At 36.8% G+C, this 12145-nt stretch carries 10 protein-coding genes; 6 read left to right on the forward strand and 4 right to left on the reverse strand.

Features of this window, described 5'->3' with window-relative positions; translation table 11 throughout:
* Nucleotides 1–227: 227 nt before the first annotated feature.
* From BW946_RS11295 to BW946_RS11310, 4 genes are all read right to left on the reverse strand, one after another.
* Nucleotides 228–1439 (reverse strand): efflux RND transporter periplasmic adaptor subunit, encoded by a 1212-nt coding sequence (locus tag BW946_RS11295; protein WP_076596291.1) that lies wholly within the window; start codon nucleotides 1437–1439, stop codon nucleotides 228–230.
* A 121-nt stretch (nucleotides 1440–1560) separates the two neighbouring features.
* Entirely contained in the window at nucleotides 1561–2832 is a 1272-nt protein-coding gene (locus BW946_RS11300) for an ABC transporter permease (protein WP_076596292.1), read from the reverse strand.
* Between the two features lie 86 nt (nucleotides 2833–2918).
* Nucleotides 2919–4148, reverse strand: coding sequence for an ABC transporter permease (locus tag BW946_RS11305; protein ID WP_076596293.1), 1230 nt, complete (start codon nucleotides 4146–4148; stop codon nucleotides 2919–2921).
* A gap of 91 nt (nucleotides 4149–4239) precedes the next feature.
* Nucleotides 4240–4929 carry an ABC transporter ATP-binding protein gene (locus BW946_RS11310; protein ID WP_076596294.1) on the reverse strand — a complete coding sequence of 230 codons (690 nt, stop codon included), beginning with the start codon at nucleotides 4927–4929 and terminating at the stop codon, nucleotides 4240–4242.
* A 424-nt stretch (nucleotides 4930–5353) separates the two neighbouring features.
* On the opposite strand from BW946_RS11310, the gene BW946_RS11315 reads away from it, so the two are divergent.
* The 6 genes from BW946_RS11315 to BW946_RS11340 all read left to right on the forward strand — a co-directional run bounded on the left by BW946_RS11315 (nucleotide 5354) and on the right by BW946_RS11340 (nucleotide 12065).
* Complete coding sequence (locus BW946_RS11315; protein ID WP_041461620.1) at nucleotides 5354–6328, forward strand: ribonucleotide-diphosphate reductase subunit beta; 975 nt, start codon at nucleotides 5354–5356, stop codon at nucleotides 6326–6328.
* 109 nt (nucleotides 6329–6437) lie between these two features.
* Nucleotides 6438–6728 carry a hypothetical protein gene (locus tag BW946_RS11320; protein WP_076596402.1) on the forward strand — a complete coding sequence of 97 codons (291 nt, stop codon included), beginning with the start codon at nucleotides 6438–6440 and terminating at the stop codon, nucleotides 6726–6728.
* Nucleotides 6729–6784: 56 nt separating this feature from the next.
* Nucleotides 6785–8443 carry a ribonucleoside-diphosphate reductase subunit alpha gene (locus BW946_RS11325; protein WP_076596295.1) on the forward strand — a complete coding sequence of 553 codons (1659 nt, stop codon included), beginning with the start codon at nucleotides 6785–6787 and terminating at the stop codon, nucleotides 8441–8443.
* A gap of 503 nt (nucleotides 8444–8946) precedes the next feature.
* Entirely contained in the window at nucleotides 8947–9519 is a 573-nt protein-coding gene (locus BW946_RS11330) for a hypothetical protein (protein ID WP_076596296.1), read from the forward strand.
* A gap of 6 nt (nucleotides 9520–9525) precedes the next feature.
* Entirely contained in the window at nucleotides 9526–11094 is a 1569-nt protein-coding gene (locus BW946_RS11335; RefSeq protein WP_076596297.1) for a hypothetical protein, read from the forward strand.
* Nucleotides 11095–11174: 80 nt separating this feature from the next.
* Nucleotides 11175–12065 (forward strand): DUF72 domain-containing protein, encoded by an 891-nt coding sequence (locus tag BW946_RS11340; protein WP_076596403.1) that lies wholly within the window; start codon nucleotides 11175–11177, stop codon nucleotides 12063–12065.
* The last annotated feature ends 80 nt before the right edge of the window (nucleotides 12066–12145 follow it).

Consider the following 12145-nt stretch of genomic DNA (forward strand, 5'->3'; position numbering starts at 1 on the left):
TAATAAAAAGTTATTTCCGTAAAATTTTTTGAGCTATGAGGGCTCAAAATTTTCCAGAATAACTTTTTAACTTACACAGTTAGTGAGACACTACCAAGATAAGACAGTTTAAATTTACTTTTTGTTACATTCTTTCTATTTTAGAATACTATCAATATATCAAAAAAGAATCCCGGAGAAAAAAATTTCTCCAGGATTCACAGTTTAAAAGTGTATAGTGTAGTTTATTATTTTTTATTTGCTTTTTCTTTAAGCTCTTCTTTGTCTTTATCAGACGGATTCCAAACTTTAATCTCCGTATCTTTTGTGATATTTGATCCCGGAAGAATCTGAACATTGATCCCATCACTTGCTCCCAGTTTCACGTATACTTTTTTGAACTTCCCATCTTTTTGTTTTACTTCTACGAAAGGTACATCTTTTCCTTGTTTCTTTTCATACTGAACTAAAGACTCATCCAATAATAATGCATTTTTCTGAGAACTCAACACAATTTCACCATTGGCCGAAAAACCTGCTCTAATATACTCATTATTAGGATTAGTTACATTACCTTCTACCGGAAATTTAATAGTTCCTGCGTTATCTTTACCTTTTGGAGCAATCATGGTTAGTTTTCCCGGGAATGTTTTATTCTGAAGAGCACCGATCACGATGTTCATATCCATACCTTCACTTAGCTTTCCTGCCTGCGCTTCATCAATTTCGCCTTTAAAAATCAAAACATTTAAATCTGCCACTGAACAGATTGTGGTTCCTGCGTTAAAGTTATTGGCTTCAATCACCTGGCTTCCTGCTTTTACAGGAACTTCAAGTACGGTACCTGAGGCTTTGGAACGGATTTCTGTAGTAGCTAAACCTTGTCCTTTAAGTTCCGGAGTTGCTCCTGTTTTAGCGATCTGCAATCTTTTTTGAGCGGTATTTAACTGCTGCTGAGCATTTTTCAACGTCTGCTGCTGAGTGTACAACTGCTGCTGAGAGTTCAGATACTCCTGTTTAGAAGCGACTCCTTGCTTGTATAATTTGTCCTGTATTTCAAACTGCCTTTGCATATTCCCTACATTCATCTGCGCATTACTGATCTGAATCTGCGCATTCTGAACTTCCTGCTGGGCGGCGTTTACTTCAGAGATGCTTGGAACAATTTTAACGGTAGCAATCAGCTGTCCTACTTCTACCTTATCTCCTTCTTTTACTAATATTTTATCTATAATCCCTGCAATGTTGGGTTTGATTTCAATTTCTTCTTTGGGAACAATTTTTCCTGTGGCCATCACTTTATCATCCATATTCTGAATAGTAGGCTTACGGGTAAGGAAAGCCTCGCTTTCTTTAGAGTTAGATTTAATAAGATAGCCAAGCCCCGAGAACAATGCCACTGCAAATAAAAGCCCCAACACTATATAAATGGCTTTTTTCCAGGTGAATTTCTTTTTCATATGTATAGTTTATTTTTTATTTAAAGATTGAATGATTTAAAAATTAAAAGATCAATCCGGTACTTTGATAAACCGGCCGTCTTCATTTTCAAATTTTCAAATTGTTTCATTTTCAAATTAATTACTCTGTTCTTAATGCTTCAATAGGTCTTATCTTTACGGCTCTCTGCGCAGGAATCATCCCAATTATCAATCCCAAAACCACCATTACAGCCATGGCTGCAAATACGTTTCCATAGTTAACGGTCGGATTATAGAAAGGAAATGAATCCTGGCCCTGGGTAACAGCATTGAGGATCATGAGTACAAAAATTCCAAACATAAAACCCAACAGTCCCGAGGAGAGTGTGATTACAACACTTTCCAACAAAATCTGATTTCTTACTTCAGCAGGTTTTGCTCCCAATGCTCTTCTGATTCCGATTTCTTTGGTTCTTTCTTTTACCGTAATCAAAAGAATATTTGAAATAGCGATTACTCCTGCAAGAATAGTCAGTGTCCCAACAATAATGGTCAGTAACTGCATCCCTGTAAGAAAACCAGTCAGTTTTTTAAACTCTTTTCCAAGGTTGAAGCTTCCGAAAGCATTGGTATCTTCAGGTGAAACTTTATTTTTGGTTTTTAGAACCTGCTTCACATCCTCTTCCACAGAATTGACGTTAGCATTAGGCTTGCTTACGATAGCAAACATGTCTATCTGGTCTCCTGCATTATACATTTTTGTGTAAGTGGAAAGTGGAATGAAAGCTGTCTGGTCATTTTCTAAGCCGCCTCCTTTTTTCACACGGAAAACTCCGATGACATTAAAGAAGAGACCTTTAATATTGATTGATTTTCCTATTGGATTTTCTTGTTTCTTGGAATCAAAGAAGTTTTTATAAATTTCTTCTCCAATAACGACTACATTCTTATTCCCGGAAACATCTGCATCATTGATATAGCGCCCGTAGATCAGTTTCTTTTCTGATATTTTATTTCCTACAGAATAATCTCCCGTAAGCGAATAGGTTCCGTTTTTCCCGTTTCTTGACATTGCTTCTCCCGGTGTTCCGGTAAAACTTCCTCTTGCATTTTGCGGCGATATATAATCTATGTCAGTTACTTTTCTTTTCAGCATATCCATATCTACCAGGTTCAGGTGAACTTCTCTTCCTTTAGGAAAACCGTCATATGGAATAGACGTTTTCTGTGCCCACAAGAAGATTGAATTGGTAGCAAAACCGGAAAATAATTTATCAAAACCATTCTCCATTCCTTTTGCTGCTCCAAGAAGGCTTACATACAAAAACATCCCCCATCCTACGCCGATCATGGTAAGAAATGTTCGGAGTTTATTATTCCTCAATGAATAATAAATCTCCTGCCAAGTATCTTTTTTAAATATGATATTCACCTTTTTGAATTATAAGTTATAAATTATGATTTATGAAATTCATTCATCTTTTTAACTAAAGACCTGCTTTTGCTTTTTAGTTTATATTATTCTGTTCTCAGTGCTTCAATAGGTTTTATTCTTGAAGCTCTGTACGCGGGTACAAATCCAGCAATCAATCCTGAAAAAATCAGTGCAATAAATGCCATAATAATAGCTCCCCATCCTACACTCGGGCTTTTAATAAAGAATTCTTCGAGATTGTCACCAATAAGGGTTAATGTCAAAACACCTATTCCTACTCCTATAAGTCCGGATACCACTGTAATCACAACACTTTCCTGAACAATCAGACCTACGATTCCGGCTGGTTTTGCTCCAATGGCTTTTCGTACCCCGATTTCTTTGGTTCTTTCTTTCACGATATACACCATGATATTACTGATCCCGATAATTCCAGCAAGCAATGTCCCCAGGCCAATAAATCCAACAATAGCGGTAAGAACTGCCAAAAAAGTAAATGTATCATTCATGTTTTTGGCGTTATTCCAGACACGAACTCCATTTTCATCATCAGGAGAAACATTTTTTCTGGCTTTCAATTTATCTTGTAGCTCATCACCATATTTTATAGCCTGATCCGGAGTCAGCTTATCACTATAGGTGATATATGCTATATTTACAGTATCAGAACCTTTTTTCATCTGCTGCAAAGTGGTAATAGGAACTGTAATATGTCTTTCATCTCTGTCTCCTCCATCATCTGAAAAGACTCCTATCACCTTGTACATCGTTCCATTAATATCAAGATCTTTTCCAATAGGATTTCCATTTTTGATCAAATCACGCTGAACCATTCTTCCGATTACTGCCACATTTAATTTCCTTGTCAAATCCATAGATGTCAGATAACGGCCATCAATAATTTTTCTATTCTCAATAACCTGCTCCCCCGGCTCAGCACCATTGATCTGATAAAGACCACTCTCTTTCCCATATTTCACCATTAAATTGGCGCTATACCTGGGACTTGAAGGACCCGTTTTTTCCTTATCCGCATTAATCAAAAAATCATAGTCTGCGTTATTCATTGAAACATTTCTATCAGACTGTAACCCTTTATACGCTAAAGTGGCTTTCCCGGTTGAAATAACAATAAGGTTCTTAGCATCTCCGGCAAATCCCTCAAAGAAAGCATTCTGAAGTCCTTTTCCAATTCCAAAAAGCACAATGAAAATAAACAGTCCCAGGGCTACCGTAAACCCTGAAAGTACCGTCCTGAGCACATTGCTCCGGATAGAACTGAATATTTCCTGCCAACGATCTAGGTCAAACATTTTTATTGGTATTTAAAGATTGAAAAATTTAAAGATTAAAAAACTGAATCAGTAAATTTTCAAATTATCTCATTTTCAAATTATCAAATTCCTAAAGCACAATCTGCTTAATAAACTCATCACTTTCAATAATCCCGTCCTTCAGTACTACATTCCTTTTGGTTTGTGCAGCTACATCGGGTTCGTGGGTTACAACAATGATTGTTTTCCCCTCATTATTAATATCCTGAAGCAGTTTCATAATATCATGAGTGGTTTTGGAATCCAATGCTCCTGTAGGCTCATCTGCCAGTACTACTTTAGGATCTGTAATCAAAGCTCTTGCAATAGCGACTCTTTGTTTCTGTCCTCCTGAAAGTTCACTTGGAAGGTGGTTAGCCCACTGTGCCAATCCTACTTTCTCCAGGTATTCCATCGCTTTCTGATTTCGCTCTTTTCTCGGTACATTCTGATAGTACAAAGGCAGAGAAACATTTTCCAGGGCTGTTTTATAATTGATAAGGTTAAAAGACTGGAAAATAAATCCTAAGAATCTACTTCTGTATTCGGCCGCTTTTACTTCGGACAAATGCTCAATAGGAACTCCATCCAATTCATAGATTCCTGAATCTTTTTCATCCAGAATTCCAATAATATTAAGAAGCGTGGATTTTCCGGAACCGGAACTTCCCATAATGGAAACAAACTCTCCTTCAGAAATATTCAGATTAATTCCCTTGAGAACATGAAGCTTGCTTTTCCCTGTATCGTATGACTTATTTAAATCCTGAATTACTAACATTAAGTGATGTATGTTTTATACCCAATAAGTAGATCATATTTTCAAATTGTTACAAGAATAAAAATTTATTCAAATATTTTTTTGTTTAACACATTAATCCTTTATTTATAATAGTTTATAAAATATCGTTTAACTGTAACTCCTCATTTGCATCTATTTATCCTCAAGATTGCGGTCCAGCCTATTATCCGAGCCAGTTTCATGTAAATGTGGAAAACTTTTCAGGCTAAAAGTCAGCCTATTAGTATTTACCTCTTTCAAAATCAGTTCTTTTTTTCGAACTTTGCTACTAGTTCTTTACAAGAAATATGGATTTGCGGAAGTGAATAACTTTAATTCACAACCCGCAGAAAAACAAAAAGTTAAGTATTTCCGGAACTTTATCCACAAGGATCTAAATTATTTAATTATAAAGATATTTAATATGGGAATTTTTGATAAAAGAGTAAGTTATAAGCCATTTGAATACCCGGAGGTTCTTCAATTTGTAGAGGCCATCAACAAATCGTTCTGGGTGCATTCGGAAGTGGACTTTACTGCAGATGTTCAGGATTTTCATTCGCAGTTGGAACCACATGAGAAGCATGCTGTGAAAAATGCGCTGTTAGCCATTGCACAGATCGAGGTGTCTGTAAAGACATTCTGGGGAAATTTATACAACCACCTACCAAAACCGGAGTTCAATGGATTAGGATCTACTTTTGCAGAATGCGAGTTCCGTCATTCTGAAGCATATTCCCGCTTATTAGAGGTATTAGGATATAATGACGAGTTCCTTAACGTGATCGAAATTCCTGCCGTAAAAGGAAGAATAGAGTTTCTTGGAAATGCCTTAAAGCATGCTAATTCTGCGACACCTAAAGAGTATGTTTCTGCTTTACTATTATTCAGTATTTTAGTGGAAAATGTTTCTCTTTTCTCGCAGTTTGCCATCATCCTTTCTTTCACAAGATTCAAAGGTTTCATGAAGAATGTTTCCAATATCATTGCATGGACTTCCGTAGATGAGCAGATTCACGCCAATGCAGGAATCTACCTGATCAACAAAATCCGTGAAGAACAGCCTGACTTGTTAACAGACAGCGATATCGAAGATATCTACACCTTGGTAGACGAGTCTATCGCAAGAGAAGGAGATATTCTTAGCTGGATCTTTGAACTGGGAGAAATCGACAACGTTTCCAAAGAAGACCTGTTAAACTTCATGAAATACCGTGTGGATGACAGCCTGAAGAAAATCAACATGAAAACAAGATACAACATTACTCCTGAGCAATACAGACCAATGGTATGGTTCGAGGAAGAAGTTTTCGCCAATTCATTAGATGATTTCTTTGCCAAAAGACCTGTAGACTATACGAAGCACGATAAGAGTATTACAGCAAACGATTTGTTCTAATATTCGGGCGCGAGCGAAGCGAGCGTCAAAGCAGTTAGTATCAGAATTATCCTTTTCTGATTAATAAGTGGAATTGCTGTTCATGAATAAAGCACAAATACAAAAAGAAATGATCAATGTAATAGTAACCTATACGGTAAACCCCGAATTTGTTCCAAACAATACCACCAATATCCAAAAGTTTCTGGAAGATTTCAAAAATTTAGATCCTTCCACTTTTGAATACAAAGTTTTTGTAAAGGAAGATGGTGTTACTTTTATACATTATTCAAACTACATCAATGAAGAAGTTCAGCATGAGGTTTTGAATGTTCCGTCTTTTAAAGAATTTCAGAAATTAAGAGACGAAAGCGGGCTGAACGGTTCCCACAAAGTAGAAATTTTACAATCAATACTATAAAAAAAACAAAATTCCGGAGTGATTCTCTCATTCCGGAATTCGAAAATATAACATCTATGGAAGAGCAAAATTCAAATATATGGTGGCTCAATGAAGAGTCTGAGCAAATGCTGAACAGAGGATATCTGTTAAAAGGTGAAACGGTAGACGGAGCTATCGACAGAATTACCACTGCCGCTGCAAAAAGGTTATACAAACCTGAACTTCAACCGGCATTCAAAGAAATGATCACAAAAGGATGGATCAGCTTCTCTTCTCCTGTATGGGCTAATATGGGAACGGAAAGAGGTCTTCCTATCTCATGTTTCAATGTTCACATTCCGGACAGTATTGAAGGAATTACCCACAAAATGGGTGAAGTCATCATGCAGACCAAAATCGGAGGCGGTACTTCAGGATATTTTGGAGAATTAAGAAACAGAGGAACTGCTGTAACGGATAACGGAAAATCTTCAGGAGCCGTTTCATTCATGAAGCTTTTCGATACTGCTATGGATGTAGTTTCTCAGGGAGGTGTAAGAAGAGGTGCTTTTGCAGCTTATTTAGATATTGACCACGGAGATATTGAAGAATTTTTATCCATTAAAGATATCGGCAGCCCTATCCAGAACCTGTTTACCGGAGTATGTGTACCCGATTACTGGATGCAGGATATGATTGAGGGTGATATGGAAAAACGTAAAGTTTGGGCAAGAGTATTGGAAAGCCGCCAGCAAAAAGGTCTTCCGTATATTTTCTTCACAGACAATGTGAACAGAAATAAACCTCAGGTTTATAAAGATTTGGGAATGACGGTGAATGCAAGTAACCTTTGTTCTGAAATCATGCTTCCTTCTACTATGGAAGAGTCTTTCATCTGCTGTCTGTCTTCCATGAATCTTGAGCTGTACGATGAGTGGAAAGATACCGATGCAGTAAAACTGGCAGTCTACTTCCTTGATGCTGTATTATCAGAGTTTATTGACAAAACTGAAGGTAACTACTACCTACAGGGAGCAAGAAACTTCGCTATGCGTCACAGAGCACTTGGATTAGGAGTTTTAGGATATCATTCTTATCTGCAGAAAAATATGATTCCGTTTGAAAGCTTTGAAGCGACTCAGTTCAACGCAAGAGCATTCAGACATATTAAAGAGCAGGCTGAGCAGGCTTCAAGAGAGCTTGCGAACATCTATGGAGAACCGGAAGTATTGAAAGGGTACGGATTAAGAAATACCACTACAATGGCTATTGCTCCTACCACTTCAAGTTCTGCCATCTTAGGACAGACTTCTCCTGGAATTGAGCCTTTCTCTTCCAACTATTATAAGGCAGGCCTTGCGAAAGGAAACTTTATGCGTAAAAACAAATACCTGGCGAAACTATTGAAGGAAAAAGGGTTGGATAACGAAGAAACATGGAGAACAATCATGTTGAACCACGGGTCTGTACAACACCTGAACGAGCTTACTCCTGAAGAAAAGGCAGTATTCAAAACGTTCAAAGAAATCTCTCCAATGGAAATTATTTCTCAGGCAGCCCAGAGACAACAGTATATTGACCAGGCACAGTCACTGAATCTGCAGATTCCTTCTACAATGCCTGTAAAAGATGTCAACTATCTTTATATTGAGGCCTGGAAAAAAGGAGTAAAAACACTTTATTACCAAAGAAGTTCTTCCGTTTCAAAAGAAATGATGGTTAACTTCGTATCATGTTCAAGCTGTGAGGCATAAAAAATCACAAATAATAAACATTTCTATAGTAAAACACGCTTTTTAAGCGTGTTTTTTTATTGTAACAAAAATTTAACAAATTTTAACATTTAAAGTTAAAAAAAACTATTTCTCTTTAATCATTCATTAATACTGAAAATTTATAACCATCACTCCCTAAATAGTGAATCAAGTCACTATATTATTGATTTTCCATTATTATTATAAACCATTTTTATATACATTTGTTAAAAATAAATAAAAACAAATGTATTTATAATACAAAAACCTCAATAAAAAAGTTAATACAAAATAAAGCTTATATTTTTGTTTAATTTAATAAAATAGCCGGTTTGGATAATTATAAAATAACATATATTAAAATTAATTAGCTAAAAAACACGCTGAATTAAAATACAATACAAAAAAAACACAAACTCTTCATTTAAAACACAAACAAAATTTCAATATTTAATATTATTGAAAAACTAACCCAGGTATAAACACAAACAATTATTTCGAACATGAACAAAATTATTACCTTAATGCTTGCATTGCTCAGCATTACTTTTTATGCACAGGTTGGAATTAACACTACAACTCCTGATCAAAGCACAGTTTTAGACGTTACAAGTACTTCCAAAGGCGTACTTCTGCCAAGAATCAGCAATCTAGCCGTTGTCACCACTCCGGCAACCGGTCTGATTATCTTTGATACCAATAAAAAATGTATCAGCCAAAATGTAGGAACTCCCGCAACTCCGGATTGGGTATGCCTTTCTCCCTATGTCAATAAGTTTTTCTACATGCCAAGTGTAGTTTTTGATACTACAACAATCACAACAGGCCAAACGAAAGATCTGTATACATTGTATAAAAATCAGTTTTCAAATATCCCGGCAAATGCAAGAAGTACATCTGCTCCTGCATCGATACCGTTTTTTCCCAATGCCACAGATTTATATTATTATGTGACAGGTTATGATACCACTGTTTTTAAAATAAACAGTATCAGCAGTACAGGTGTATTGAATTACGATGTTTTATCCAATGCTACTCCGGCAGCTTTTATTAACATCGTATTTGTTGTAAAATAAGCAGTTATGAAAAAGTATGTTAAAAGGCTATCATTGATGAGCCTGTTTTTTTCGCTGCTTACAAACTTCATGTATGCACAGACAGACAGTACAGAAGTAGCAAGTATATATGGATTTTATTCCTATTCGAGCTCGCTTATGAACGCTTCTTCAGCTTCCGAACTTACGATACAGGGAAATGCATCACATACCTCTACCGGAGTGCAACTTACTCCTGCAAGCTTAGGGCAGTTTGGAGGATTGTTTATCAATGGAAGAACCTTTACCTCGGTTAATGGTCTTCATGTTGAGTTTGAATATGACATGAAAAACGGAACTCCTTTCACTGGTACTTTTGGAGATGGTTTATCCTTTTTCCTGTATGATGGAGCTGTGACAAATCCAGTAATCGGAGCACCCGGAGCGGGTCTTGGATATTCTTACAACAGGGCAAAGGACACCTATGCAAGCCAGAGAAAAGCAGGTCTATCATCTGCTTATCTTGGTATTGCCCTTGATGAATTTGGGAATTTCAAATCAAAGCGTTTTCAGGGTGAATCAAGGGTAAACGGAATCACTGGAGTAACCTGGTCACAACCTACAAGCCATGTTACCCTCAGAGGAGCAAGAGGAGCTGCTATCAATACAAACGGATTAGGAGAAGGCTTTACAGGATATCCTGTTCTTATTACGCGTTCCACTTTAAGTAACTCGGGAACTGTGGGCAGGGAACTGCAAGCAGACAGAAGCTACCTTGCTACATCCAATACTCTTTCTACCGTATTTGATCTCAGAAACAATGCCGGAGAGTTCAGAAAAGTATATCTGGATCTGATTCCCCATTTTACAAGTGCTACCACTACAGACGGATTTGATATAAAAGTAGACATCCAGACGACACAAAACGGAACGCCTGTTAATGTCATCAATTATTATCATTATAAGACTTCAGTACCTTATATGGAAAATGCCAATCCTCAGACAACAGATTTCAATACTTCAGATATAGAAGGAGCTGCAACTCCTCAGACGCTTAATGCAACCGCACCTGCCTTTCTTAAATTAGGTTTTGCAGCCTCTACAGGAGCTGCATTTCAGCAACATATTATCCGAAATGTAAAATTAACCCTTCCTTATTCAGCCGTTACCAATGATGATGCAGCTTCAACGTGTAAGTATCAGGCTGTAAATATCCCTGTTTTCAATAATGATATTGCCTACAAAGGACCAATAAGCATCACAACTCCACCTACCGGAAGTAATGCCAATATTGATTATTCAACATTCAGTTTTGCAAAGACCAGCGACACGGATCTCACATTGTACCGCAAAAAAGTAACTTCTGCCGGTACCTGGACGTACAACAAGTCTACAGGCATTGTCACATTCACTCCTTCAAGCGGATTTACAGGAACTGCTACAATGACGTACAGCATAAAAGGAAAAACGGTAAAGGATTCAAGTGGTAAAATCATTGAACCTTATGGTGATACAGCCTATCGGTCTGTTCCCGCTACAATTACTGTTAATTTAAAAACTACCGGCTGCACCTATCCTGTCATTTCAAATAGAATGGTAACACAGGGGGTAAAATAAATTATCAAAAAGATCTTCAAAATAATGAAGATCTTTTTTGTTTATATTTGTGTTTATTGTTTAATACCAAAACTACAGATATGAAATTCGGACAAGTAGAAGATCCATCGAAAATAGATTTCACACTACCTAAAGACCATCCCAGAACCAAGGAAATACTGGCTCTTAATAAAAAAGGACTGGAAAACATTTCTATCGGATGTGCGAAATGGAATAAAACAGATCTTAAAGGATTCTATCCTAAAGGAACTAAGGATGAACTGACCTATTACGCCACTCAGTTTAATTCTATTGAGCTGAATGCTACTTTCTATGGAATGCCCACTCCGGATCAGGTGAAAACCTGGAAAGAAAAAACGCCGGAAAATTTTAAATTTTTCCCTAAAATCACCAATACCGTTTCCCATTTCAGAAGGCTGATTGATGTTACCGATCCTGTAACTCATTTTGCTTCCGCTATTATCAATTTTGATGAGAAACTAGGGATGGCTTTCCTTCAGCTTCACGATAATTTTAAACCTAAAGATTATGACAGACTGGAAAAGTTTGTAAAAGAATGGCCTAAAGAAGTCCCGTTAGCCATAGAACTCCGGAATACGGAATGGTTCACCAATGAGGAAATCCTGAATACAACCTGTGATCTTTTTGAAGCTCATAATATCACCAATATTATTGTAGATACTGCCGGAAGAAGAGATATGCTTCATATGCGCCTTACCACACCCAATGCATTTATCCGTTATGTAGGAGCCAACGCAGAAAGTGACTACGAAAGACTGGATGACTGGCTGAAACATCTTACCCAATGGAAAAAAGAAGGTCTTCAGAATCTTTATTTCTTTGTACACCAGAATATTGAAAAAGCATCTCCTTTATTGTCTGCTTATTTCATCAGGAAAGTGAATGAGGAATGGAAAACGAATATTCATATTCCGCAGATGGCTACGGAGACTACCGGGACACTTTTTTAATGATATAGAGTATAAAATAGAATAATTTCGATATATTTTAAAAACAGCCGTTTACTTCCTTTTCATCAAGAAAAATTCGT

This window comes from Chryseobacterium sp. RU33C (genome assembly GCF_900156015.1).
GTDB classification, from domain to species: Bacteria; Bacteroidota; Bacteroidia; order Flavobacteriales; family Weeksellaceae; genus Chryseobacterium; species Chryseobacterium candidae.

Excerpts from the sequence above, each read along its gene's own strand:
- BW946_RS11320 (WP_076596402.1), top strand. The coding sequence starts at position 6,438 with ATGATCAATGTAATAGTAACCTATACGGTAAACCCCGAATTTGTTCCA.
- BW946_RS11315 (WP_041461620.1), top strand. The coding sequence starts at position 5,354 with ATGGGAATTTTTGATAAAAGAGTAAGTTATAAGCCATTTGAATACCCG.
- BW946_RS11305 (WP_076596293.1), bottom strand. The coding sequence starts at position 4,148 with ATGTTTGACCTAGATCGTTGGCAGGAAATATTCAGTTCTATCCGGAGC.
- BW946_RS11310 (WP_076596294.1), bottom strand. The coding sequence starts at position 4,929 with ATGTTAGTAATTCAGGATTTAAATAAGTCATACGATACAGGGAAAAGC.
- BW946_RS11340 (WP_076596403.1), top strand. The coding sequence starts at position 11,175 with ATGAAATTCGGACAAGTAGAAGATCCATCGAAAATAGATTTCACACTA.
- BW946_RS11330 (WP_076596296.1), top strand. The coding sequence starts at position 8,947 with ATGAACAAAATTATTACCTTAATGCTTGCATTGCTCAGCATTACTTTT.
- BW946_RS11335 (WP_076596297.1), top strand. The coding sequence starts at position 9,526 with ATGAAAAAGTATGTTAAAAGGCTATCATTGATGAGCCTGTTTTTTTCG.
- BW946_RS11295 (WP_076596291.1), bottom strand. The coding sequence starts at position 1,439 with ATGAAAAAGAAATTCACCTGGAAAAAAGCCATTTATATAGTGTTGGGG.
- BW946_RS11325 (WP_076596295.1), top strand. The coding sequence starts at position 6,785 with ATGGAAGAGCAAAATTCAAATATATGGTGGCTCAATGAAGAGTCTGAG.